Source organism: Glycomyces paridis (assembly GCF_004912155.1).
Lineage (GTDB): Bacteria > Actinomycetota > Actinomycetes > Mycobacteriales > Micromonosporaceae > Glycomyces > Glycomyces paridis.
The window spans coordinates 232302-254468 of the sequence record NZ_STGX01000004.1 but is presented as its reverse complement, the minus strand read 5'-3'; the positions used below and the strand labels follow the sequence as shown (position 1 = coordinate 254468).

The 22167-nt window shown below is 72.4% G+C and carries 27 protein-coding genes; 16 read left to right on the top strand and 11 right to left on the bottom strand.

Annotated elements, in window-relative coordinates; genetic code table 11:
• Nucleotides 1-6 precede the first annotated feature (6 nt).
• Nucleotides 7-1176, top strand: coding sequence for a trans-sulfuration enzyme family protein (locus E9998_RS07355; protein ID WP_136529053.1), 1170 nt, complete (start codon nucleotides 7-9; stop codon nucleotides 1174-1176).
• A 162-nt stretch (nucleotides 1177-1338) separates the two neighbouring features.
• Here E9998_RS07355 and E9998_RS07350 read toward each other — a convergent pair whose 3' ends face one another.
• Genes E9998_RS07350 through E9998_RS07340 form a run of 3 tightly spaced genes read right to left on the bottom strand, consistent with a single transcriptional unit; the run spans nucleotide 1339 to nucleotide 3613 of the window.
• On the bottom strand, nucleotides 1339-2226 hold the full coding sequence (locus E9998_RS07350; protein ID WP_136529052.1) for a 5-oxoprolinase subunit C family protein: 888 nt from the start codon (nucleotides 2224-2226) through the stop codon (nucleotides 1339-1341).
• A complete protein-coding gene (locus tag E9998_RS07345) occupies nucleotides 2223-2873 on the bottom strand; it encodes a 5-oxoprolinase subunit B family protein (RefSeq protein ID WP_136529051.1) in 651 nt (216 codons plus the stop codon). The genes E9998_RS07350 and E9998_RS07345 overlap by 4 nt, the downstream gene beginning before the upstream one ends.
• On the bottom strand, nucleotides 2870-3613 hold the full coding sequence (locus tag E9998_RS07340) for a LamB/YcsF family protein (protein ID WP_136529050.1): 744 nt from the start codon (nucleotides 3611-3613) through the stop codon (nucleotides 2870-2872). Before E9998_RS07340 ends, E9998_RS07345 begins: the two co-directional genes overlap by 4 nt.
• 257 nt (nucleotides 3614-3870) lie before the next feature.
• Here E9998_RS07340 and E9998_RS07335 point away from each other — a divergent pair, with 257 nt between their 5' ends.
• From E9998_RS07335 to E9998_RS07275, 13 genes are all read left to right on the top strand, one after another.
• Nucleotides 3871-4836, top strand: a complete 966-nt coding sequence (locus tag E9998_RS07335) for a glycoside hydrolase family protein (protein WP_136529049.1) — start codon at nucleotides 3871-3873, stop codon at nucleotides 4834-4836.
• Nucleotides 4837-5083: 247 nt separating this feature from the next.
• Complete coding sequence (locus E9998_RS07330) at nucleotides 5084-5485, top strand: YbaB/EbfC family nucleoid-associated protein (RefSeq protein WP_136529048.1); 402 nt, start codon at nucleotides 5084-5086, stop codon at nucleotides 5483-5485.
• 1 nt (nucleotide 5486) lies between these two features.
• Entirely contained in the window at nucleotides 5487-5810 is a 324-nt protein-coding gene (locus tag E9998_RS07325) for a WXG100 family type VII secretion target (RefSeq protein ID WP_136529047.1), read from the top strand.
• A 103-nt stretch (nucleotides 5811-5913) separates the two neighbouring features.
• Complete coding sequence (locus tag E9998_RS07320) at nucleotides 5914-6408, top strand: WXG100-like domain-containing protein (RefSeq protein ID WP_136529046.1); 495 nt, start codon at nucleotides 5914-5916, stop codon at nucleotides 6406-6408.
• Nucleotides 6401-6907, top strand: coding sequence for a hypothetical protein (locus E9998_RS07315; RefSeq protein WP_136529045.1), 507 nt, complete (start codon nucleotides 6401-6403; stop codon nucleotides 6905-6907). The genes E9998_RS07320 and E9998_RS07315 overlap by 8 nt, the downstream gene beginning before the upstream one ends.
• A 14-nt stretch (nucleotides 6908-6921) precedes the next feature.
• Entirely contained in the window at nucleotides 6922-7344 is a 423-nt protein-coding gene (locus E9998_RS07310; RefSeq protein ID WP_136529044.1) for a hypothetical protein, read from the top strand.
• Between the two features lie 167 nt (nucleotides 7345-7511).
• Nucleotides 7512-7922: a YbaB/EbfC family nucleoid-associated protein gene (locus tag E9998_RS07305; protein WP_136529043.1), complete on the top strand. Its 411-nt coding sequence runs from the start codon at nucleotides 7512-7514 to the stop codon at nucleotides 7920-7922.
• Complete coding sequence (locus E9998_RS07300; RefSeq protein ID WP_136529042.1) at nucleotides 7922-8254, top strand: type VII secretion target; 333 nt, start codon at nucleotides 7922-7924, stop codon at nucleotides 8252-8254. Before E9998_RS07305 ends, E9998_RS07300 begins: the two co-directional genes overlap by 1 nt.
• On the top strand, nucleotides 8251-8952 hold the full coding sequence (locus E9998_RS07295) for a WXG100 family type VII secretion target (RefSeq protein WP_136529041.1): 702 nt from the start codon (nucleotides 8251-8253) through the stop codon (nucleotides 8950-8952). The genes E9998_RS07300 and E9998_RS07295 overlap by 4 nt, the downstream gene beginning before the upstream one ends.
• Before the next feature lie 2 nt (nucleotides 8953-8954).
• Complete coding sequence (locus tag E9998_RS07290; RefSeq protein ID WP_136529040.1) at nucleotides 8955-10010, top strand: hypothetical protein; 1056 nt, start codon at nucleotides 8955-8957, stop codon at nucleotides 10008-10010.
• Between the two features lie 8 nt (nucleotides 10011-10018).
• A complete protein-coding gene (locus E9998_RS07285; protein WP_136529039.1) occupies nucleotides 10019-10771 on the top strand; it encodes a hypothetical protein in 753 nt (250 codons plus the stop codon).
• A gap of 3 nt (nucleotides 10772-10774) precedes the next feature.
• A complete protein-coding gene (locus tag E9998_RS07280; RefSeq protein ID WP_136529038.1) occupies nucleotides 10775-11098 on the top strand; it encodes a hypothetical protein in 324 nt (107 codons plus the stop codon).
• Nucleotides 11099-11419, top strand: a complete 321-nt coding sequence (locus tag E9998_RS07275) for a thioredoxin family protein (RefSeq protein ID WP_136529037.1) — start codon at nucleotides 11099-11101, stop codon at nucleotides 11417-11419.
• Here the strand turns inward: E9998_RS07275 and E9998_RS07270 are convergent, their stop codons facing one another.
• The 5 genes from E9998_RS07270 to E9998_RS25660 form a co-directional block, all read right to left on the bottom strand.
• Nucleotides 11420-12388 carry a hypothetical protein gene (locus E9998_RS07270; RefSeq protein WP_136529036.1) on the bottom strand — a complete coding sequence of 323 codons (969 nt, stop codon included), beginning with the start codon at nucleotides 12386-12388 and terminating at the stop codon, nucleotides 11420-11422.
• Complete coding sequence (locus E9998_RS07265; RefSeq protein ID WP_136529035.1) at nucleotides 12385-12783, bottom strand: hypothetical protein; 399 nt, start codon at nucleotides 12781-12783, stop codon at nucleotides 12385-12387. The genes E9998_RS07270 and E9998_RS07265 overlap by 4 nt, the downstream gene beginning before the upstream one ends.
• Nucleotides 12784-12797: 14 nt before the next feature.
• On the bottom strand, nucleotides 12798-17117 hold the full coding sequence (locus E9998_RS07260; RefSeq protein WP_136529034.1) for a DUF4132 domain-containing protein: 4320 nt from the start codon (nucleotides 17115-17117) through the stop codon (nucleotides 12798-12800).
• A 69-nt stretch (nucleotides 17118-17186) separates the two neighbouring features.
• Nucleotides 17187-17768: a hypothetical protein gene (locus E9998_RS07255; RefSeq protein ID WP_136529033.1), complete on the bottom strand. Its 582-nt coding sequence runs from the start codon at nucleotides 17766-17768 to the stop codon at nucleotides 17187-17189.
• A gap of 3 nt (nucleotides 17769-17771) precedes the next feature.
• A complete protein-coding gene (locus E9998_RS25660) occupies nucleotides 17772-18212 on the bottom strand; it encodes a DUF1707 SHOCT-like domain-containing protein (RefSeq protein WP_192907051.1) in 441 nt (146 codons plus the stop codon).
• Between the two features lie 184 nt (nucleotides 18213-18396).
• Between E9998_RS25660 and E9998_RS07245 the strand changes: the two genes are divergently transcribed.
• Nucleotides 18397-19482: an NADH-quinone oxidoreductase subunit D gene (locus E9998_RS07245; protein ID WP_136529183.1), complete on the top strand. Its 1086-nt coding sequence runs from the start codon at nucleotides 18397-18399 to the stop codon at nucleotides 19480-19482.
• Between the two features lie 17 nt (nucleotides 19483-19499).
• Here the strand turns inward: E9998_RS07245 and E9998_RS07240 are convergent, their stop codons facing one another.
• Genes E9998_RS07240 through E9998_RS07230 form a run of 3 tightly spaced genes read right to left on the bottom strand, consistent with a single transcriptional unit; the run spans nucleotide 19500 to nucleotide 21164 of the window.
• Complete coding sequence (locus E9998_RS07240) at nucleotides 19500-19697, bottom strand: hypothetical protein (protein ID WP_136529032.1); 198 nt, start codon at nucleotides 19695-19697, stop codon at nucleotides 19500-19502.
• A 52-nt stretch (nucleotides 19698-19749) separates the two neighbouring features.
• A complete protein-coding gene (locus E9998_RS07235) occupies nucleotides 19750-20484 on the bottom strand; it encodes a DUF1963 domain-containing protein (RefSeq protein ID WP_136529031.1) in 735 nt (244 codons plus the stop codon).
• A gap of 32 nt (nucleotides 20485-20516) precedes the next feature.
• The gene (locus tag E9998_RS07230; protein WP_136529030.1) at nucleotides 20517-21164 is read right to left on the bottom strand and encodes a hypothetical protein; all 648 of its coding nucleotides are present in this window, start codon (nucleotides 21162-21164) and stop codon (nucleotides 20517-20519) included.
• 88 nt (nucleotides 21165-21252) lie between these two features.
• Here E9998_RS07230 and E9998_RS07225 point away from each other — a divergent pair, with 88 nt between their 5' ends.
• Nucleotides 21253-22161, top strand: coding sequence for a sigma-70 family RNA polymerase sigma factor (locus E9998_RS07225; RefSeq protein ID WP_204745307.1), 909 nt, complete (start codon nucleotides 21253-21255; stop codon nucleotides 22159-22161).
• Nucleotides 22162-22167: the final 6 nt, after the last annotated feature.

Sequence of the window (22167 nt, the reverse complement as noted above, 5' to 3'; positions counted from 1 at the left end):
GGACCCATGAGCGAAGCGCAGCACCGGTTCGAGACCCTCGCCGTCCACGCCGGCGAACCCCGGCCCCCTGCGGGAGGATCGGTCGTCCACCCGATCTACCAGGGCACCGTCTTCGAGACCCGCCCCGGCGACGACTACGACGACATCCAGTACATCCGCCTCAACACCAACCCCGGCCAGGAGTACCTCCACGGCAAGCTCGCCGCCCTCGAAGGCGCCGAGGCCGCCCTCGCCACCGCCTCGGGCATGGCCGCCATCACCACCACGCTGCTCAGCCTGCTCGCCGCCGGGGACCACCTCATCGCCGCCGGCGCCGTCTACGGCGGCACCCGCCACTTCCTCACCGAACTGGCCCCCCGCCTCGGCTGGCACGTCGACTTCGTCGCCCCCGACGACCCCGAGGCCTGGGCCGAAGCCCTGCGCCCCAACACCAAAGCGTTCATCGTCGAGACCATCAGCAATCCCCTCGCCCGGGTCGCCGACCTCGTGGCCATCGCCGACTTCAGCCGCGAACAGGGACTCGCCAGCGTCATCGACAACACGTTCGCCACGCCCGTGGTGTTCCGGCCGCACACGATCGGATTCGACCTCGTCTGCCACTCCGCGACCAAGGCCCTCAACGGGCACTCCGACCTCGTCGCCGGCGCGATCACGGGCACCGCCGAGCGCATCGGGCGGATTCGCGCCGTGCTCAACCTCTACGGCGCCAGCCTCGACCCGCACGCCGGGTTCCTGCTCGCGCGCGGCCTCAAGACGCTCGCGCTCCGAGCGCGGCAGCAGAACGCGAACGCGCTCGCCCTCGCGCGGTTCCTAGAGGGGCACAACGCGATCGCGCGCGTGAACTATCCGGGCCTGGACTCGCATCCCGACCACGCGCGGGCCGCGGGCCTGTTCGACGGCGGTTTCGGCTCGGTGCTGTCCTTCCGCCCGGCGGGCGGCACGCCCGCGGCCGAGGCGATCCTCGCGACGCTCGCGCTGCCGTACACGGCGCCGAGTCTCGGCGGTGTGGAGTCGCTGGTGACGCGCCCGGCGGTGACGAGTCACGCGGGCATGAGCGCGGCCGAGCGCGCCGTCGACGGCATCGACGACGACCTGGTGCGGTTCTCGTGCGGGATCGAGGCGACGGAGGATCTGGTCGCGGACTTCGGGGCGGCGCTGGAAAAGGCCGGGGCCTAAAGGGGGCCATCCCGAACCCCCACCCTCCCGAGAGGGGAAGGAAGTCTCGGGGCGAGCGTCCCGCCCGGGTCCGACAGAAAACGCCGAACCGAGGCCGGTCCGCGCCCGCCCGCGCCCGAAATTCCCCCGAACAGGGGAGTGGACGCGAGCGGGACTTCGAGTTCAGTTTCGGGTGCTCCAGTGGGGCATGGGGATCGGAGCGAACCTGATCCGGGTCCCGGGGCGGGCCTGGGCCGCGGCGGCCTGGGCTTCGGGGCCGACCACGCCGATCACCGGGTAGCCGCCGGTCGTGGGATGGTCGGCGCCGAACAGGATCGGCTGACCGCTCGGCGGCACCTGGAGCGCCCCCGACACGATGCCCTCGCTCGGCAGCTCGGCGCCGTCGAGCCGCTCCAGCGCGGGCCCTTCCAAGCGCAGACCGATCCGGTTCGAATGCTCCGAGACCGTCCACACCCCGCGCGCGAGCTCGGCCGCCGCCTCCGGGGCGAACAGCTCCAGCCTCGGTCCCAAATGGAGCTTCAGGACGAGTTCGGCGCTCACCCCGGCCCACGGCGCCGGCCACTGCGTCGGCAGCGGCGGGTGCGCCGGGCTCGGACCCAGCGGGATCGTGTCGCCCTCGCTCAGCGGCGCCGGGCCCAGACCCGACAGCAGGCACGTCGAATGCGAACCGAGGCTCGACTTCGGATGCAGCCCACCGGAGAACGCCAGGTACGACCGCACCCCGACCTCCGCGGGACCCGCGTCGAGCACCGACCCGGCCTTGAGCTTCACCGGCTGTCCCCAGGCCTCCGGCCGCCCGTCCACGGTGACCGGGCACGGCGCGCCGCCCACCACCACCGTCACGTTCCGGTGCGCCCGCACCGTGCAGCCGTTCAGCGTCGTCTCCAGCGCGCACGCCCCGGTCGGGTTGCCCGCCAACTGGTTCGCCAGCCGCCACGACGGCCGGTCGGCCGCCCCCGAAGGCGGCACCGCCAGGTGCCCCCAGCCGGGACGGCCCGCGTCCTGGCAGGTCGTCAGCACCCCGGCGCGCAGGATCTCGACGGCGCTCATACGCGCACCGCCGCGAACCGCACCCGCGTGCCCGGCACCAGCAGCGCCGCGGGCTCGCGGTGCTCGTTCCACAACCGCCCCGGGTTCGTCATCGTCGCGATGAGCCGCCACCCGCCCGGACTCGACCGCGGATACACCCCCGTGTAAGGCCCCGCGATCGCCACCGACCCGGCCGGGACGGACGTCCGCGGCGTCTCGCGCCGCGGCACCCGCAGCCGCTCGGGCAGCCCTTCGAGATAGGCGAAACCGGGAGAGAACCCGCAGAACGCCGCCTCGTACTCGATGCCGGAGTGCAGGTCGGCCACCTCCTCGGGAGCCACGCCCCACAGCTCGGCCACCGCCTCCAGGTCCGGCCCGTCGTAACAGACCGGGATCTCCACGCACTCGCCCGACGGCTCGGGCTCCTCGTCCATCGGCCAGTCCGGCAACTCCGCCGCGAGCAACTCCGGCTCGTCGACGCCGTCGACGAGCACCGTCGTCGCGCCCGGCACGAGGTCGGAGGCCTCCAGCAGCCCGGACATGCGCCGTGCCTGGAGCGAGCGGTAGCAGGCGCGCGCGGCCGCCGTTGTGCCGCAGTCGATCAGGATGCCCCGCGGGCCGGCCGGGAGCGGCCTGAGCCGAGGGGCGGTGGTTCTTCCGGTGCTCACGAGAATGCCTCCACGTCGATGCCTCGTTCCTCCAATGCCGTCCGGATCGACGCGGCGAGCGCCACCGCGCCCGGACCGTCGCCGTGCACGCAGATCGACTCGGCCGCAACGGGAGTGCGCGCGCCGTCGACAGCGGTCACCGTGCCGTCCGCGGCCAGGGCCAGCGCCTGCTCGACCGCTTCGCCAGGCCCCAGCAGCGCCCCGGGGACACCTCGCGCGACCAGGTGGCCGTCGCCCAGATACGCCCGGTCGGCGAAGGCCTCGCCGACGACCCGCAGGCCCGATCGCGTTGCGGCCCGGTCGAGTTCGCTCCCGCGCTGGGTGAGGACGGTCCCGATCCCCGCGAGCTGCGCGCCCTCGGCGACCGCCGCCGCCTGGACGGGGTCGCGTCCAGCCCGGTGGTACAGGGCCCCATGGGGTTTGACGTAGGCGACCCGGGCGCCCGCCGCTTCGGCGAAGACCTTGAGGGCCCCGATCTGGTAGGCGACCTCGGCGGCGAGCTCGTCGGGCGGGACGTCCATCTCGCGGCGGCCGAACCCGGCGAGGTCGCGATAGGACACCTGGGCGCCGATCCGCACCCCCGCTTCGGCGGCCAGTGCGCACACGCGGCGCAGGGTCGCCGGGTCGCCCGCGTGGAATCCGCACGCGACGTTGGCGCTCGTGACGATGCGCAGCAGTGCGGCGTCGTCGGTGAGCTCCCAGCGACCGAAACCCTCCCCCAGGTCCGCGTTGAGGTCCATGTGTTCACGGTACCGGAACGCGAGGTATTCGGGCGCTTCGGGAACATGGGGTGAATTTCCGCGCACGGGCACCAGGGGGAACCTTTGCCGCGCGGCGGCATCGGTTTCGAGTGGACCCAAGTTGCGGCAAACGTTTTCCACCGCTAGATTGCTCAGAGACGCGTCGACACTCCGCTGACCGCCTCGACACCCGCCTCGACACCCCCGCCCCTCGCCGGGCCCGGCCGTGCGGCCGCCGACCTCCCCTTGGAGCAACCATGACGACCGTGCCGAACCCGAGCCCGCGAAGCGCCCCCGCCCCGCTGTTCACCGACCCGGTCTTCGACGGGCCGACCGACCCCACCGTCGTCTTCGACCCGGCCGGGCGGCTGTGGCACCTGTACTACACGCAGCGCCGCGCCAACCAGCCCGACTCGGTGCAGGGCGAGAGCGGCGTCGCGTGGGTGCACGGCACCGAGATCGGCCACGCGACCAGTGTCGACGGTCGTGAATGGACGTACGCAGGTACGCTCGGCGGCCTCGACCGCGAGCCCGGGAACACCTGGTGGGCGCCGGAGGTCGTGCGCCACGACGGCCGGTGGCACATGTACGCCACCTACCTCGAAGGCGTGCGCGAGGACTGGAGCGGCCCCGCCGAGATCCGCCACTACACCTCGGCCGACCTCGACTCCTGGCGCTTCGAGTCGGTGCTCGACCTCGACTCCGAGCGCGCCATCGACGCGACCGTGCACCCGATGCCCGACGGCACGTGGCGCATGTGGTTCAAGGACGAGCGGCGCGACAGCCGCATCCACGCCGCCGACTCCGAGGACCTGTACGCCTGGACCCCAGCCGGTCCTGCCGTCACCGACCAGGCGCAGGAGGGCCCGACCGTGTTCTCCCTCGGCGGCGTCCACTGGATGGTCACCGACGGCTGGTCGGGCCTCCTCGTGCACCGCTCGACCGACCTGCGCCGCTGGCACCGCCAGCCGGTCCCGCTGCTCGCCGGGCCCGGGCGGCGCGCCTACGACGAGGCGCTGGGCCACCACGCGATGGCCCTGACGCAGGGCCTGGACGAGGCGTTCCTCTACTACTTCACGCACCCCGGCGGCGGGCGGCGCTCGACGGTCCAGGTCGCGCGCCTGTACGTGCGCGAGGGCTGGCTGCGCTGCGACCGCGACGCGCACTTCGACTACCTGCCCGACCCGGCCGCCGCCCCGGCGCTGCGCGGCGGCACCGCCTGACGCACCCGACCGGCACCGTGCGTGACGGAATCGTTCGCCAGTGCCTCCAGGGACGCATCGCTATTCGTGCACAGTGGAGTCTTCTCTGCCCGGTAACGGCCCGGTTGAGGCTGATACGGCACGATGACGCACTGTGAACACCCTTGTCGAATCCCCAGGTGGGCAGCCACATTCGGGGGACCTCAAGGTGGCGTCGCCGGTCTATGCTGGGAGCCGTACCGAGTCCATTGAGAACCCCGGAGGCGGCATGTTCGGTGAGGACGCGATCGCCCAGCAGCTGGCGGACGCCCGCTCAGCGCTCGACGACGTCAGACGACAGCAGGACCACCAGATCGAACCCGTCACCGCCGCATCGGCGGACGGCCGCATCAAGATCACCCTCGGCGCCGACGGGCGCGTCGAACGCGTCGAGTTCGTCGAGGTCCGCGTGCTCAAGGAGGGCACCGAGTTCCTTGAGGAGGAGCTGCGCAGCACGGTGAACGCCGCGCTCGACGCCCGCGCCGCGTCGCTGGGCACCGCCGAGGCGGTGCCCGACCTGGAGGCCATCGGCGAGGCCGTCGCCAAGATCCAGGACCAGGGCCTGCGCCAGATGCAGGAGATGTCGGCGCAGATCAGCACCGTCATGAAGAAACTGCAAGGGGGGAGCTGACATGCCCGTCGAACTCGACCTCGAGGCGATCCGCAGGGGCGCGGGCGAACTGGACGCGGCCACCGAGGCCGTCCAGGGGCTCGTCGACCAGTTCCGCTCCGCAGTGGAGGGACTGAGCGACTGCTTCGGCGGCGACGCCATCGGCTCGCTCCTCGACATCGCCCACCAGGTGGTCATGGAAGCCCTCTCCGAGTGCATCACCACCAACATCGAAGACCTCCTCGACTACGCCAACAGCCTGCGCGAGATGGCCGACAACCACGAGGCCACCGACAACGACATCGCCGCACTGTTCAACGAGCTGCTCGCCGAACTCGGCGGCTGACGCACCCGCACCTCCCATCGCAAGGCCCCCAACGGCCGCCGGCACCGGCCCGCATCAACTCCTTCATAACGCTCCGCAACCCACTCCCTACGAAGGAGACCCCGTGGGTATGTCACTGCCCTCCGAGCTGACGAGCCTGCTCTCGATGCTCGGCTACGACTGGCCCGAGTCCGACGAGACGAAGCTCTTCGACCTCGGCAACACCTGGACCGACCTCGCCGACCAGATCACCGGCGCCGTCGACCAGCTCGACAGCGCCGCCCGGACCGTCATCGACGGCAACCGCAGCGACGACATCGACGCCTTCCGCTCCGAATGGGAGGACGGCGAGTCGGCCGTGCGCAACATCGCCGACATCGGCGAGCCCTCCAACATCATCAGCATCGGCCTCATGATCGCCTCCGGCGTCGTGCTCGCCCTCAAGATGCAGATGATCGTCCAGCTCGTGACCCTCGCCATCCAGATCGCGCAGGCCATCGCCACGGCCGTCGCGACCTTCGGCGCCTCGCTGCTGGAGATCCCCATCTTCAAGATGATCACCTCGATGCTCATCGACCAGCTCCTCAACATGGCGATCGAGGCGGTGCTCAATGGCTAGGACCCGCGTCCGACCGCCCCGCAAGGCGACCGCCAAGGGCGCCAAGCTCATCGCCGGGCTCATCAGCAACACCAAGTTCTTCCGCACCGGCAAGGGCGGCGGGAAGTGGGTCAAGACGACGGTCAAGAGCCGCCCGCAGCTCACCCGCCGCAGGAACCACCGCGCGACCGTCGGCAAGACCACCAACACCGACTACAAGGGCAACTTCTTCAAGAAGCACCCCAACCAGAAAGGCCGCGTGGTCGTCCACCACGCCGTCGAGCAGCAGGTCATGAAGCGCTACCCCGGCCGCTTCAAGCCCGGAGAGCTGCACTCCGTCGAGAACCTCCGCGGCATCCCCAAGGGCCAGGTCAACAGCCGCGTCCACCTCTCGGAGATCCGTAAGGAGTGGAACCAGTTCTACAAGGACCACCCGAACGCCTCCCGGCAGCAGATCCTCGACCACGCCACCGCCGTCGACCTCAAGCTCGGCACGAACTTCACCCCGTCCGTCCCTTAAGTTAGGATGCGCCCATGAGTTACTACCTTCTGGGGCCCGAAGTCGCCGGCGAGCTGGGCGACGACACGGTCATGGACGCCTCGGCGCACCCGCCGACGGTGTCGCGGCTCCAGTACGTGGTCCAGGACTGGCTCGGGGACGAGATCCTCGAATCCACGCCCTGCTTCATCGTCACCGACCACCTCGCCGGCCTCATCGAGGGCGCCGGGCTCACCGGCTACCGCCTCGCCGAAGCCGACGTCGTGCTCGGCGAGGACGCCGAGGAACTCGCCGGGGGGCCCATCGACCTCCCGAAGTTCCAGTGGCTCCAGCTCCCCGGACGCGCCGGGAGCGACGACTTCGGGGCCTCCGCCAACGGCAGCCTCGTCGTCTCCGAACGCGCCCTCGACGTGCTCCGCCAAGGGGCACTGAACAACTGCGACATCGCGCCCGCCTAGCAGCGGCAGGGAGCAGGGGCGGCCGGGGCGACCCGGCCGCCCCTGTCGCGTCCCCGGCACCCAGGCCCCCGCACGGGAGCGGGCCGCGAAACTTGTGCAGCGCACCACTTTCCGTCATGAAGTAATCTCGGATCAGCTCAGCTCCCAGAACGCGCGGAGGATCCACTATGGCGACAGGCTTCGACGACACCATCGGCACGGGCGCTACCGGCGGCATCGACATCGCCTCCGTCCGCGAACGACTCGACGGCCTCCAGGCCGACGCCAGACGCCGCGCCGAGGAGACGCAGCAGCTCGCGCAGCGCCTCGAATCCATATCGGCCACCGCCAGCGACGACGCCCGCGTCGTCACCGTCACCGTCGACAGCGCCGGGCACGTCACCGACCTCGTCTTCTCCGACCGCGTGCGGGGCCGCCAGCCCGACTGGCTCGGACAGACCGTCATGGCCGTCATCAAGGCCGCCCGCGCCAAACTCGCCGAGCAGACCCGCGAGATCGTCGAGGACACCGTCGGCGGCGAGTCCTCCACCGGCCGCGCCGTCCTCAGCCGCTACGCCGACGACGAGGCGGCGCCCTGATGTCCGACCGCCTCCAAGTCGACCCCGAGCAGCTGCGCACCCACGCCGCCAACCTCGACGCCATCGCCGCGACCTTCGGGGACATCCTCGGCGCCAGCAACCACATCGCCCAGGACGACACCGCCTACGGCCTCCTGTGCCAGTGGATCCCGCCGATCCTCGAAGAGCGCCACCAGGAGCAGGACTCCATCACCGAACTCCTCCAGACCAACCTCGGCAAGGTCGCCGACGCCCTGCGCAGCACCGCCGACGACTACGAGAGCGCCGACGGCGACGCCGCGAGCGACTTCTCCAAGCTCGGCTCCGACATCGAAGGGAGCGCCGCGCCGTGAGCGACAACCCCCTGGTCGCCGACGTCCAGTCCTCCCACACCGCGACCACCGGCTTCTGGATCTACGAGGACGCCAAGGGCGTCGTCGACTCCATCGGCTCCGAGAACTGGATCGACCCCGTCCTCGCGGGCCTCGGCGCCGGACTCGGCGCCGCCTCCCTCGTCATGGACCCCATCGGCGGCCTCCTCTCGGCCGGCATCAGCTGGGCCATGGAGTACTTCGAGCCGCTGCGGTCCATCCTCGACGACCTCACCGGCAACCCCGACGTCGTCCGCTCCCACGCGGAGACCTGGGGCAACATCGGCGACGCGCTCTCGCGTGCCGCCGAGGACATCGACGCGGCCGCCAAGTCCGACCTCACCGAGTGGGTCGGGTCGGCCGCCGAGGCCTACGCCGAGAAGATCACCTACGGCGTCGAGGCCGCCGGCGGCCTCGCCGGGGCCGCCTACAGCCTCCAGGCCGCCACCGACGCCGCCGGGAACCTCGTCCAGGCCGTGCGCGAGGCCGTCCGCGACCTCATCGCCGACCTCGTCGCCCGCGTCATAGTCTGGGCCGTCGAGGCGATCTTCGTCGTCACCATCCCGATCATCGCCTCGCAGATCGCCGCGGCCGTCGTGAAGTGGCTCGGCATCATCGTCGGCCTCGTCGACGCCCTCACCGGCAGCCTGCAAGACCTCATCACGCTGGTCAGGGGCTGACCGTGGGCGCATTCAGGAACACTTTCAGGCTGCTGGCGGTCCTCGTCGCGGTCTCGGCGCTCGCGCCCAAACCGCGCAACAGAGGCAACGGGAACGGCAACGGCGACAACGACACCTCCTCGACCGGCAGCAAGCGCCGGAGGGGCGGCGGGCAGAGCGAGAGCGCCGCCCAGGTCCAGAAGAAGGCGCGCACCTCCGCCGAGCAGCTCGACCCCGACAACCGGTCCGGCGGCGACGGCGGCGACCGGCCCTCGAACAAGGACGACGACTCGACGAGCAACGACGGCGAGCGCCCGCCGCTCGAGCGCGACGAGAACGGCCGCCCCATCGTCGACCGCAAGGACCCCGACCAGATGCGGCAGCTGTTCGACGAGACCAGCCGCGACGAGAACGGCCGCATCCCCAAGGACGAACTCCCCAAGGGTTGGGGCTACGACGCCAACGGGACCCTGCACGACAACCGGGGCCACAAGACCGGCCACCCGGACGAGATCAACCAGAGCCTGCGCAACAAGTACTACCCCGACGGGTTCTCCACCAACACGCACAACCAGATGGTCAACCGGTACACCCGCGAGGGCAGCCAGCCCGAGGGCAGCACCGGGACCATCCCCGGCGGCCGCGGCCCCGACGGCAAGCAGCCCGCCGACGGCTGGAAGAACACCCCGCCGATCAACTACCGCGTCGAGAACGGCGTCCCGGTCGACACCGCCACCGGCAGGCCCGTCCCGCGCGACCGCCTCACCTGGTCGGGCGACCCGGGCAACCCCAACAGCCCCAACGTCGACTACTACCGCGAGAACTCCGACGGCAAGGTCGTCACCAACCTCCAGTACGACCACAACAAGCCCGCCGCGCAGCACTGGAACGAGGACGGCTACAAGCAGTCCTACGACGAACGCCAGAAGTGGTACGACAACGCCGACAACCTGCGGCCGATGGACTCCAAGGAGAACGCCGGGAAGGGTTCGGCGGACGGCGAGGGCAGCCGCTGGCGCTACGATCAGACGAAGCCGAGCCCCTCTGAGGGCTACACGGCGAAGCCGGGCAAGGAGTAGCAGTGCCGATGAGCATGGTCGAGCGCCTCGGGGCGCAGGTGCGGCTCGCGCCGTTCCCCGGGGTCGCGGGCGCCTGGACCGTCCTCGCCCACGAACCGGAGGTCCGCACCCACTACCTCGCCGGACCCGAGGGCCGGTCGCTGTTCCGCGTCGACGCGCGCACCGAGACCGCCGAGGCGGACCTGCGGCGGTTCTTCCGCTTCGCCCACCAGCACGCCCATGAGCTCGCCGAAGCCGTGCCGACCGCCGCCGTCGGCGGCCTGCGCCTCGACGGGTACGGCTGCGACACCGCCATATCCGTCCTGCCCTCGGCGGCCGAGCTGCGGCCCACGAACGGGCGCGACCCCGGCGTCGACGCCCACGTCTACGGCCTGTTCCCCGGCTGGCAGTGCGAGGTGACGCTCACCGAGTCGGAGGCCGCGGCCTACAACCTGTACCGCCGCGGCCCCGACCACGCCCGCTGGGACCGCGAACCCGAACCGTTCATCGCCGTCACCTTCGCCTACCGGGACCCCGGCGACTACTGGACCACCTACGACCGGCCCGTCACCGTCGACATGAACCGCATGGTGTGGATCTTCAAGCGCGTCATGGAGGCCGACCACGGCTGGGTCCGCTGCGAGAACTACACCCACAAGGCGGTGAAGACGACCTGGGACCGGAAGCTCGGGCTCGTCTGGGACGCCGGGAGCACCGACGTCCCCGTCGACCCCGAGGAGATCCGTCCTCGGCTATGGTCGTTCACGACCACCGGGAGGTGAACCGTGTACCTTGAGACCGACTTCGCGACCGTCTCCGACAACGCGACCCAGGGCGAGGTCGTCGACCTCATCGAGTCCATCGGCGACGGCGAGCACTCCATGGCGATCCTCGGCACCGAGGACGAGGTCTACATCCAGACCTCCTACGTGCCGCAGATCGACATGTACAACCTCGACTACCGCGACGGCGACGCCGGGCGGCACTACCAGGTGAACGTCCCGACCAAGGAACTCGTGTTCGCGGCCTTCACCAGCTACCTGTCGGGCAACAACCGCTGGCGCACCATGGTCGAGTGGAAGCGCGACACCCACTACGAGGAGGACTAGATGCAGTTCCTCGACGACGTGAGCGTCCCCGCCTTCACCGCCGGAGCCGGGGTGCGCATGCTCGTGTTCGGCTCCGCCTCCGACCTGAGCAGCCAGGTCTTCGGCCGCCAGCTCGGCGAGCTGGAGGAGGAGACCCAGGGGAAGGTCGCCATCGGCCTCCTCGACGTCGCCCGCGCCCCGAACGCCACCGCCGCCTGGGGCGTCATGCCCCGGAACATGCCCGTCCAGGTCGTCTTCAAGGACGGCGTGATGCAGCGCGTCCTCTTGGGCGTCCGCTCGGCGCGGGCCCTGCGCGACGCGATCGAGGAGTACTTCGACTAGTCACCACAGCGGGTGGTAGATCGCGGTGACGTCGAAGGCCGGAATCAGGTCGGTCGGCGATTCGCCGTGCGCGAGCGCGGCGAGCACCGCGGTCGTGGACTCCTCGTAGAACTCCCAGCGCTGCCCCTCGGTGGTGTGGATCGCCACGGGCCACCGCTCGGGCGCCACGCCCTCCTCGGCGATCCAGAACAGGTGCGCGCCGTCCTCGGTCACGCCCCAGTTCAGGATCGTGAACGCCTTGCCGCGCAACCGCTCCGGCAGGTCCTTCGGGCTCTGCTCCCAGTACTCCGCGAGGTACTCGTCCCACCACAGGGCCCGCTTCGCGGAATCGTGCGCGTCGAGTTCGGCCCCGGGCGCGAGGACATGGAGGTAGTAGTCGAACGCGCCCGGTCCGAAGCGCTCGACCAGGGCCCGGTAGTCCGCGGGGACGCCGAAACCGGTCGCGGCCCGCACCGCCTCCCAGTCCACCGCGTACGGGTAGGGCTGCATGAGCGTCGCCTCGGCGAGCGCCCGCAGGTCCGCGTCGGCCACCGGGGCGACCCGGGGCGGGCCGATGCCGAGGTCCTCGCGGAAGGCGAGCAGGCTCGGATCGTCGACCAGGTGCGGGTGCAGGGCGTACAGGAGCGAGCAGGCGCGCTGGGCGACCCGTTCCACGAACGCGTCGAGACCCGCCAGGTCGAACGCGCCGGTGCGCTCGCCGGAGCGGACACGGACGCGGTCGCCGTCCCGTTCCAGGGTGCAGCAGACCGTCCCGTCGGCTCCGCGCACCTCGGCGCCGTCCGCGTCGCGGCGGGCGTCGCGGGCGCGGGCCCAGGCGGAGGCGTAGTCGAGCACCGGTCGGTCGGCGCTGGAGAGGTTCCCGTGCTCGATCCACAAGTGCACGTGGACGCGCAGGTCCGCGCACGACGCAGCGCCGTCGCAGGGGTCGGTGCGGGGCGGCTCGAACGCGAAGTTCGGGGGGCCGCTCATGAGGCTCCTCGGTTGAACTGTTCATGCGGGACGCGGACGGTGAAGGGCCGGTAGTCGTCCTCGACCTCCTCGAACCGCACGCCGGCTTCGGCGAGGACCGCGCGGACGGTCGCCAGGCCCTCCACTGTGCGCTCGCCGTGCACGCGGATCGCGAGGTCGTCCGAACGCCGCAAGGCGAGCGCGGCGACCGCCGCCTTCGCAGCAGCCGACCCGACGTACCAGCCGACGTACACGCCTTGGGCGGGATCGTCGACGGTGTCGACCTCGATCTGCACGCCCGGGCCCCGGCCGCGGTCGTACGGCCCGCTCACCGGGACGCCGTGCTCCCCGAAGACCGCCCGGAGCGCCGACTCGGCGCCGCGCATGGCTGCGGTGACCTCTGGAGGAACGTGCATCGGCGGGTCGTCCATCAGCGGAGCCCGGTGGCGCGGACGAGGTCGGCGAGGAGTTCGGCGACGGCGACCGGGTTGACCGCGTCGCCGCGCAGGACGGCGGCGCCGCGCCTGCGGTTCTTCGTGGGCGCGAACCACAATTGCGCGATCCTGTGGCGCCCTTGGAGGTCGGGGGTTTCGGTGTCCGGGCTCGGGTCGATCTCGGCGAGGAGGTGGACGCCGCCGGGGAGCGTCCGCGAGAACAGGTGCGTCCACGCGGAGGCGGCCCATGCGGGGCGTTCGTCGCCCCACCACAGGCGGCGCCACTCCAGGGCGCCCAGGAGCGCGCCGAAGGTCGTCTCGGCGCCTGTGAAGCGGTGCAGGACGCCGCTCTCGGCCTCCTCGGGCGTCAACGTCAGCGCCGAGCGCGCGAGCTGGTCGAACGGCTGGAGGATCGCGTAGTCGGTGAAGACCTCCGTCCACGCGGCGAGGTCGGGGCCCAGCAGCGCGGGGTGGGCGAGGCGCACCGCGGCCTCCGGCGGCGGCGTGGCCGACTTGTCGTGCACGTCGGCGAAACTGCCGTCTTCGGCGAGGCGGAACCCCTGCGGCCCTTCGGGGTCGTCGTGCAGCCACAGCAGGCCGCGCGCGATCGGGGCGAGGACCGGGTGGGCGACCAGGCGCGCGAAGTCCGGGCCTGACCAGACGCGTCCGGTGAGCATCGCCTCCTCCAGCCGGGCGGTCTGGAAGGCCGCCTCGGCCCGCAGGGACTTGCCCAGGCCCTGGAAGCGGGCCTTCGCGGCGGCCACGGCGTCCCGGTCGTCGCGCACCCCCGCGCTCGGCAGGCGCGGCCGGACCTTACCTGCGGCGTCGACCGCACCGAGGTTCAGGCGTTCGTCCACAGTGATCCGGAACCTGCGCGAACCGTAGTCGAGCACCAGCGCCTCGGGATCGTCGAGGCCGAACGCGGGGGTGAGGCGGTCGGCGAGGACCTCCACTTCGACGCCGACGCGGTCGGCCACGACCGCGCACCGGAGGGCCGCGCCCTCGCGGACCACGGGCTTCGCGTCGCCGCGCGAGAGCCGGTACAGCACCGGGAAGCCGTGCTTCGCCGGCAGTGCCGCCAGCGCCTCCAGGCCCGCCGTCGCGAGTTCGGGGCGGCGGGCGGCCCAGCGCGGCACGTGCCGCTCCAGCAGTGCCGCCGCGCCCGCGCCGCCGAAGCGGCCGAGTTGGAGGACGACCCAGGCGTTGTCGCCGGAGGCGCCCGCGCTGATCCACAGTTCGGTGAGCGCCAGCGAGAACCGTTCGAGCGAGCCGCGGTCGCAGTGCGCGGCGACCGACTCGATGCCGGGGTAGGGCACGCGCGGCGCCCACAGCGTGAGCGCGGCGACGAGGTGCGCGACGGCGGTGCGCGGCAGCGTCGCCGACCCGCCTTCGAGGAGGACCGGCGGGAGCCGGTCCGGGTCGGCCCACGCGCCGGGGGCGGGATTGGCGAGCAGGGGACGCAGCGGGTCGTCGAGGAGTTCGGCGACCGCTTCGCCCGCTTCGGGGCTCGCCTGCGCGGCGCGGTCGGCGACGGCCTGGGCGCCGTGGCGCCAGGAGAGGAGCCGGAGCGCGCCGCGCGCGGTGACCCGCTGGTAGGCCTTGGGGCCGAAGGCCTCCGGGAGGAGGAGCGGGACGGCGTGGAGGCCGTGGCGGTCGAACCAGTCCAGGCCCGCGGCGTGACCCGCCTTGAGCCGCAGCAGCCAGTGCGCGGCGGCGCTCGCGGCGGGCGCGCTGCGGACGGGGACGATGACGCGCCCGTGCACGGGGTGTTTGCGCACGGCCTCGACCACGGCGTCGGCGACGGCGGGGCCGCGGCGGGCGAGCTCGGACAGGCGGCTGTCGGGGTAGCGCCAGCCGGTCCGGTAGTCCTCGAAGGACGGCCCGGCGTCCCAGTAGTCCTCGCCCCAGGAGACGAGGTCGGGTTCGAGGGCCAGGGCGCGCTCGAACTCGCCGGGGCGGCCCACCACCTGCGGCTCGGGTACCGCGAGGCCCGCGATCGTCGCCGGGACCTTGTTCGCGCGCTTCTCGGTCCACGGCGGGGAGACGAGGACGCGCGGCAGGTCCTCGGCGCGCGCCTGCGGCGGTGCCGCCGTGTCCGCGCCGCCGCGACCGGCGGCGGCGAGGACGCCGAGGAGGCGGGCGCGCTCGCCCGGTTCAGCCGCGGCGGCGCGGGCGGTCAGGAGGCGCTCGGCGCGGTCGGGGAAGCGCGCGACGGCGGCGTCGAGCGCCTGGGCCGCACCGTGGTCGCCGGTCGCGTCGAGGAGCGCCTCCACGGCCGCGTCGGAGGGGAGGAGGGCGATGCCGAGGAGCACGTCGCGCCGCGCGGGAGTCGGGAGGCGTTTGCGCCGCAGTGTCGCGGTGAGGACCGGGAGGGCCTCGGCGCCGAGGTTCGCGACGAGGTCGGCGACGTTGTGGCGGGTGAACGTGGCCGGGTCGACGTCCTTGCGGTGCAGGGCGACCTGCGCGGGCTCGGTGACGAGCGACCACAGAATGCGGTCGACGTGCGCGGTGCCGTGGAAGAGTGGGTCGGCGAGTTCCTCAGCGGCCCAGTCGGTCTCGTCGGGGAGGACGACGGCGGCGGCGAAGCGTCCCTCGCGGTTGCCGCGGTGCTCGGCCACGGCCGCGACGATCGCGGCGTACTCCTCGGCCGAGGCCTCGGCGACGCGGGCGCGCACCGTGTAGAGCAGGCGCGGGCCGGTGAGCCAGGGGAGCAGCCGATAGCCCGAGCGCGCGCCGCGGGTCTCGCGCAGGCCGCGGTGCAGGAGGCTGCACCCCAGCATGGCGGCCGCGGCGGAGACGGCGAACGGCAGGCCGTGGCGGATCGTCCAGGTGTCGATGCGGTCGCTCTCGCGCCGCAAGTCGACCGGGACGCGCTCGCCCGTGCGCCGCTCGGCGCGGCATCGCCGCTCGTGGTCGCGGTCGAGGAGTTCGGCCAGGCACGCGGCGGCCACCGGGTCGACCTCGCCGTCGAGGTAGTCGCGCGCGTACGCGGCCATGGTGGGGCTGTCCTCGGCCGCTGCGGCGACGACCGCGCCGGCGGCGGCGAGTCGCTCGTCCTCGCGGGCGGGCGCCTCCGGGTCGGGCGCGCACGCCTCGCGGACCGCGTTGCCGCGCCGCGGCAGCGCCCAGCCCTCCCACGACTCGGGCATGACCACCTGGTCCTCCTGCGCCGCCGCCGGTTCGGTCGCTTCGAGGTGGGCGGCGACGACCGGTTGCGCCTTGAGCGAGCCGAGCAGGCGCGCCCGTTCCCCCGCACCGGCCGCGGCCGCGCGGGCGCGCACGACCCGCACCGTGCGGGCCGGGAAGCGCGCGGCCACCGACGCGAAGGCCTCGGCGGCGCCGTACCCGCCCTCGTCGTCGAGGATCACCGACACCGCGCGGTCGGCCGGAACGAGGGCGACGCCCTGGAGGACGGTGTGGCGGTGCGTCGGGCCGAGGCGCTTGAACCGCAGGGTCGCGGCGAGCACCGGCAGCGCCGCGGGCCCGAGGTTCGCGACGAGGTCGGCCACCGAGCGCTCGTCGAACGTCTTCGGGTTGATGCTCCTGCGGTGCATGGCGAGATGCCCACCAGTGCCCATCATGGACCATGCGAGGCGGTCGAAGACCTTCGTGCCGGAGGGACGCAGAGAGTCGGCGAGGACGTCGGCCACCCAGTCGTGGCGGTCGGGCATGACCACCGCCGCCGCGTACCGCTTCGCACGCGTGTCGCGATGGCCCTCGACCGCGGCCGCGACCGCGTCGTACACCTCCTGCGGGGCCTCTGCCAGGCGCAGGCGCAGCAGGTGCAGCATCCGCGCCTCGCCCGCCCACCGGCCCCAGCGGCCCGCGTCCGGATCGCCGTATCCGACCGAGTGGAACGAGCGGTCGCGGTTCGGGTGGAGGGGGCGCAGCGACAGCTCCTCGACGGCCGCGCAGACCGCGAACGCCAGGCCGCCGCGCTCCAGCCAGGCCTCAAGGTGCGTCCGCTCCCCGTACCGTCCCGCCTTGGGGCGCGGCCGGTCCCGCCCCTCGGCGAGACGCGACACCACGTCGCGCCGGTCGAGGAGGTCGGCGAGCACCGCGGCCCCGGCGGGGTCGGGGGACCCGTCCAGGTGCGCCTCGGCCCTCGCCAGCAGCGCCCGGTCGGTGCGCTCCTCGCTGCGGGCGCGGACCAGGAGGTCCGGTGCGCCCGCGAGCCGCTCCTCGTACAGGGCGGCGGCCTCCGGATCGGCGGCCAGACGCGGGCGGACGGCGTTGGCGCGCCTGGGCAGTGCCCACCGCTGCCAGAGCACGGGCAGTTCGAGGCGGTCTTCACGGGGTGCGGCGTGCTCGGTCATCAGGGTCTCTCGTGAGGCGGCGTCGTCCCGTGCAGGGTAGAAGGGCCGTGCGACGCGCCCGTGTTCGAATCAGGCCGCGCCGGTCTCGGCCAGGTACCGGAACCAGGGATCGGCGTCCCACCACGGGTCCCGCTGCCTCACCACAGGGCCGCGCACCAGCCGGTAGTCCGGGCCGATCGCCACGGTGTCGAGGAACGCGAGGACGCCGGGGCGGCGCAGCAGGAGCGGCGATTCCCACCCGTACTTGAAGTACAGGTTGAAGTAGACCGCGACCTCGCCCGACTCGGCGTCCATGATGAGGAGGTCCTCACCGCCGACCGAGCCGATCCGCAGCCACCGCCGGTCGTCGACTGGCTCGCCCAGGGAGTCCACGGGGCGCACCGGACGGACCTGCGCCTCCGCGTCGACGTCGACGACGCCGAACGTGGCGCTCCCGGCGAGGCGGAACCAGTCCGCGAGGCCGCCGGGCCAGTCGCCCACGGGCTCGGCCGGATCGGCGAGCACGAGGTGGTCGCGGTCCCAGATCCCGTCAGGGTCCTCGGCCTCCTCCTCGCCCTCGTCCTCGAACCAGCGGGCGGCCAACGCCTCCAGTGCGCCCGAGGTCTGGAGCCGCTCGACCTTGACCTGCAAGGACGCGAGATGGTCGGTCACCGCTCAGAACATCCCCGACAGCGCCGCGACCACGAACAGCACCAGGATCACGAGGACGCCGATCGCGATGTACAGCAGCAGTTCAGGGGCGATGGCGAACAGGATCAGCGCGATGACCGCCGCGATGGCGGCGGCGACACCCGTGATCTTCCACTTCTTCGACCCCGACTCCTGGCCGTCCCGCAACTGCTGGTTCACCTTCGACAGCGAAGGCTGCATGACCGCGGTCGGCTCCACCGGCGCCGCCTCGAACCCCGGCGGCGGCAGCTGCTGGAGGTCGGCGAGCAGCAGGTCGAGCTCGGAGTACACGCGGGCGCGCATCGCCGCGTCCACCCGGTCCTGGTACTCCGAGACGTCCAGGCGCCCCTCCTCGACCGCCTGGCGCAGACGCTCCATGACGACCTGCCGGTCGGACTCCGAGGCGCGCATCTGATCGCGGTCCATTCGGGCGTACCTCCATTGTCGGATGCTTCCCCTAGGATGCCAGGGCCCGGCAACCCCGGCAATACAATCGCCGACCGCGCGGAGCGCGGCACTTCCCCAACCGGCCCGGAACTGAGACGATGGGGCGGTGATCGAGCGCGAGGAAGTGGTCGTCGGCGTCGGCGCCGGAACCGAACCGGCCGACATGGTGCTCAACATCGGCCCCCAGCACCCCTCCACGCACGGCGTGCTGCGACTGCGCCTGCGCGTCGACGGCGAGCGCGTCACCGCGTGCGAGCCGATCATCGGCTACATGCACCGCGGCGCCGAAAAGCTCTACGAGGTGCGCGACTTCCGCCAGATCATGCTCCTGGCCAACCGCCACGACTGGCTCTCGGCGTTCTCCTCCGAACTCGGCGTCGCGCTGGCGGCCGAACGCCTCGCCGCGATCGAGGCGCCCGAGCGCGCCGTGTGGCTGCGCATGGCGCTCGCCGAGATGAACCGGGTGCTCAACCACCTCATGTTCCTCGGCTCGTACCCGCTGGAGATCGGCGCGATCACCCCGATGTTCTACGCCTTCACCGAACGCGAACGCCTCCAGGCGGTCATGGAGGAGGCCTCGGGCGGGCGCGTCCACTACATGTACAACTGCGTCGGCGGCCTGCGCGCCGACGTGCCCGCCGGCTGGGAGGACCGCTCGCGCGCCGCCCTCGACGCCGTCGAGCAGGGCATGGTCCGCCTCGACAAGCTCCTGCGGCACAACGAGATCTTCGCCGCACGCACCAAGGGCGTCGGCGTCCTCGACGCCGCCGTCGCCGCCGCCTACGGTGTGAGCGGCCCCGTCGCCCGCGCCTCGGGCCTCGACTTCGACCTGCGCCGCGACGAGCCCTACCTCTACTACGACCGCCTCGACGTCCCCGTGGTGACCCGTACCGAAGGCGACTGCCACGCCCGGTTCCTCTGCCTCCTCGACCAGGTCGCCGTCTCCCTCGACCTCGCCCGCACCTGCCTCGACCGCGCCGCCGCCACGCCTGGCCCCGTCAACGTCAGACTCCCCAAGATCTTCAAGCCGCCCGCCGGCGAGACCTACGTCTGGACCGAGAACCCCTTGGGCGCCAACGGCTACTACCTCGTCAGCCGCGGCGACAAGACCCCCTGGCGCCTCAAGCTCCGCACCGCCTCCTTCGCCAACGTCCAGGCCCTCGCCACCCTCATGACCGGCTGCCTCATCCCCGACATGATCGCGATCCTCGGCTCCATGTTCTTCGTCGTCGGCGACATTGACAAATGAAGACTGGCAAGTGACGTCTACCGCGACAGCAGCCAGATCAGCAGCGGCCCGCCCACGACCACGACGAACCCTCCGGCGATGATCCACTTGATGCGTCGCTCGAACCGCTTGTTCACGTTCGGATCGAGCACCGGCCCCGAATACGCCGGCGGCTGGTGCGAAGGCGGCGGTTGCGGCGCGGATTCGTGCGGCCGTTGGGGATCGGGGTACGACATCGGCACTCCTCGGGGGTAGGGGGAACGCGGGTCCACCCTAACGCGCCGCCGCTCAGTGGCAGCTCCAGGAGAATTCGGCGGCGTCGAAGCGGCGGGCGGCGAGGTCGGGGCGGGAGATGGACCAGTGGGCGTTGCCGCAGTCGCCCCAGCCCATGCCGGCGTCGGGGTCGTAGTCGAGTTGCGCGAGGAGGATCGGGAGGTTCTCCGCTTCGGCGCCGAGACCCTCGGGAAGGGTCGAATCGGGGGCGCAGTCGAAGTCGTACTGGACGCCCACGCCGGTGTAGCCGCCGATGCGGTGGTCGGCCACCAGCAGCGGCTCAGGCGGGTCCTCGCGGGGTACGCCGTCGAAGTGCCCCTTGGGGAAACGGGCGAGGTAGGGGTGGTCGCCCTCGGGCCAGCACGGTTCGGTCGCCGCGACCAGGTCGATGCGGGCGTCGGGGACCCAGCGGAAGGACTCGGGGTAGGCGCGCGGGCGCAGGGCGGCCGGGTCGTCGAAGAACAGGATCGAGGGCTCGGCGTACTCCTCGTCGAGGAAGAACACGAGCCGCCCCGATGCGGGCAGGTCCAGGCCCACGCGCGGCAGGGCCGCGAGGTCGAGGGTCATGAGGTGCTGCATCGGACGGTCGTGGGAGTCGGTCGGCCATGCCAGCGAATCCGGCAGCTCCGGTTCGCCGGCGACATGGCCCACGGTGGGTCCGGTTGAATCTTTGTCCTTGTGCCGCAAGGAGATGTACTCGCGCCGCAGGGCCGCCCAGTCGTCGGCCGCGTCCAAGATCAACTCGCTCATGGGACGATTGTGCACAGGCCCGGCAACCCCTCTCAGGAACAGCCGCCCGAGGTCTCGTGCACCCGCAGCGGCTCGGCCTCCACCGGTTCGGTCCAGCTCGCCAGGACCGTCCCGTCAGGACACTCGACGGACCCGAAGTCCCACGACGGCTCCCACTCCAGCGGCGGCACCGGCGACACGACGCCGACCGGCGACGTCGCCGGGCGGCACCCCGAGGTCGCCTGCAACGACACCGGGTCGGCCCACCGGCCACCGGCCGGCTCCGCGCTCGACGCGGTCACCCGCAGCCCGACGAAGTCCGCGCTCTCGCCCGACCACGACGCGCCCTCCGGGCCCGAGGACACCGACCGGAGCTCGAACCGCGCCACCAGGTCCTCGACTTGCGAGACCGTCGCACCCGACACCTGGAGGGTCCGCGACAGCGACCAGCCGTGCCGCGCGGGCGTCACGTCGCACGCCTCCACGAGCAGCGGCCCGACCGCCAGCACCGCCGCACCGGTCAGCGACGCCGCCGCCTCGCCCACGAGGCCGTCCAGGACCGTCCGCGCCTCGGCCGCCCCCACCTGCTCGCGCACCGTCGCCCGCGACCCCCAGAACGACACCGCCACCAGCAGCACCGCCCACACCACGACCAGCGCCCGCAGGCGGCGGCGCCACCGCGCCGAGACGTTCGAGAACACGCCTGACAGTCTGCCCCATCACCACCCGCCCGCCCCGCCCGCGGCGATCCCCGTCACAAACGCCCCGCGGGTGTCACACTCTTGAACCATGTCCCGTCCACCCGGCATGAACGAACCCGAAGCACGCACCCCGGCCGAGGCCGCCGCGCACTTCGAGCGACTCCGGCCCCGCCTCGTCGGCGTCGCCTACGGCCTCCTCGGCACCCTCCCCGAAGCGGAGGACGCCGTCCAGGACGCCTGGATCCGACTTCAGCGCACCAATATCGACGCCATTGACGACCTCACCGGCTGGCTCGTCACCACCACCGCCCGCCTCGCCCTCGACGTCCTGCGCTCCGCCCGCCACCGCCGCGAGACCTACATCGGCCCCTGGCTCCCCGAACCGGTCGAGACCGCGCCCGACCCCGCCGACACCGTCAGCCTCGCCGACTCCCTCTCCTGGGCCATGCTCGTCGTCCTCGAAACCCTCACGCCCGCCGAACGCGCCGCCTTCGTCCTCCACGACGTCTTCGGCCTCACCTTCGACGACGTCGCCGCCGCGCTCGGGCGCACCCCCGCCGCCTGCCGCAAACTCGCCAGCCGCGCCCGCGACCACGTCGAGGCCCGCACCCCCCGCTTCGACGTCGACCCCCGCCGCCACCGCGAGGTCGTCGACGCCTTCGCCGCCGCCACCGGCACCGGCGACCTCCAGGGCCTCCTCGCGCTCCTCGCCCCCGACGCCGTCCTCACCTCCGACGGCGGCGGCCGCGTCAGCGCCGCCCGCAGGCCCGTCCGCGGCGCCGACAAGGTCGCCCGCTTCCTCATCGGCGTCAACGCGAAACACCCCGAAGGCGAACGGCGCACCATCCTCGTCAACGGCGGCCTCGCCCTCCTCTTCACCGAAGCCGGACGCGTCGCCAACGTCACCGCACTCGGCATCGTCGACGGCCGCATCACCACCGTCGACATGGTCCGCAACCCCGACAAGTTCCACGGCCTGCACACGATCGGGCCCTGACCGAAG

Coding starts and splice junctions, on each gene's coding strand:
- E9998_RS07265 (WP_136529035.1), bottom strand. CDS start 12,783: ATGCACGTTCCTCCAGAGGTCACCGCAGCCATGCGCGGCGCCGAGTCG.
- E9998_RS07350 (WP_136529052.1), bottom strand. CDS start 2,226: ATGAGCGCCGTCGAGATCCTGCGCGCCGGGGTGCTGACGACCTGCCAG.
- E9998_RS07335 (WP_136529049.1), top strand. CDS start 3,871: ATGACGACCGTGCCGAACCCGAGCCCGCGAAGCGCCCCCGCCCCGCTG.
- E9998_RS07355 (WP_136529053.1), top strand. CDS start 7: ATGAGCGAAGCGCAGCACCGGTTCGAGACCCTCGCCGTCCACGCCGGC.
- E9998_RS07300 (WP_136529042.1), top strand. CDS start 7,922: ATGTCCGACCGCCTCCAAGTCGACCCCGAGCAGCTGCGCACCCACGCC.
- E9998_RS07260 (WP_136529034.1), bottom strand. CDS start 17,117: ATGACCGAGCACGCCGCACCCCGTGAAGACCGCCTCGAACTGCCCGTG.
- E9998_RS07325 (WP_136529047.1), top strand. CDS start 5,487: ATGCCCGTCGAACTCGACCTCGAGGCGATCCGCAGGGGCGCGGGCGAA.
- E9998_RS07330 (WP_136529048.1), top strand. CDS start 5,084: ATGTTCGGTGAGGACGCGATCGCCCAGCAGCTGGCGGACGCCCGCTCA.
- E9998_RS07245 (WP_136529183.1), top strand. CDS start 18,397: ATGGTGCTCAACATCGGCCCCCAGCACCCCTCCACGCACGGCGTGCTG.
- E9998_RS07270 (WP_136529036.1), bottom strand. CDS start 12,388: ATGAGCGGCCCCCCGAACTTCGCGTTCGAGCCGCCCCGCACCGACCCC.
- E9998_RS07275 (WP_136529037.1), top strand. CDS start 11,099: ATGCAGTTCCTCGACGACGTGAGCGTCCCCGCCTTCACCGCCGGAGCC.
- E9998_RS25660 (WP_192907051.1), bottom strand. CDS start 18,212: ATGGACCGCGATCAGATGCGCGCCTCGGAGTCCGACCGGCAGGTCGTC.
- E9998_RS07305 (WP_136529043.1), top strand. CDS start 7,512: ATGGCGACAGGCTTCGACGACACCATCGGCACGGGCGCTACCGGCGGC.
- E9998_RS07315 (WP_136529045.1), top strand. CDS start 6,401: ATGGCTAGGACCCGCGTCCGACCGCCCCGCAAGGCGACCGCCAAGGGC.
- E9998_RS07235 (WP_136529031.1), bottom strand. CDS start 20,484: ATGAGCGAGTTGATCTTGGACGCGGCCGACGACTGGGCGGCCCTGCGG.
- E9998_RS07225 (WP_204745307.1), top strand. CDS start 21,253: ATGTCCCGTCCACCCGGCATGAACGAACCCGAAGCACGCACCCCGGCC.
- E9998_RS07240 (WP_136529032.1), bottom strand. CDS start 19,697: ATGTCGTACCCCGATCCCCAACGGCCGCACGAATCCGCGCCGCAACCG.
- E9998_RS07310 (WP_136529044.1), top strand. CDS start 6,922: ATGAGTTACTACCTTCTGGGGCCCGAAGTCGCCGGCGAGCTGGGCGAC.
- E9998_RS07285 (WP_136529039.1), top strand. CDS start 10,019: ATGAGCATGGTCGAGCGCCTCGGGGCGCAGGTGCGGCTCGCGCCGTTC.
- E9998_RS07340 (WP_136529050.1), bottom strand. CDS start 3,613: ATGGACCTCAACGCGGACCTGGGGGAGGGTTTCGGTCGCTGGGAGCTC.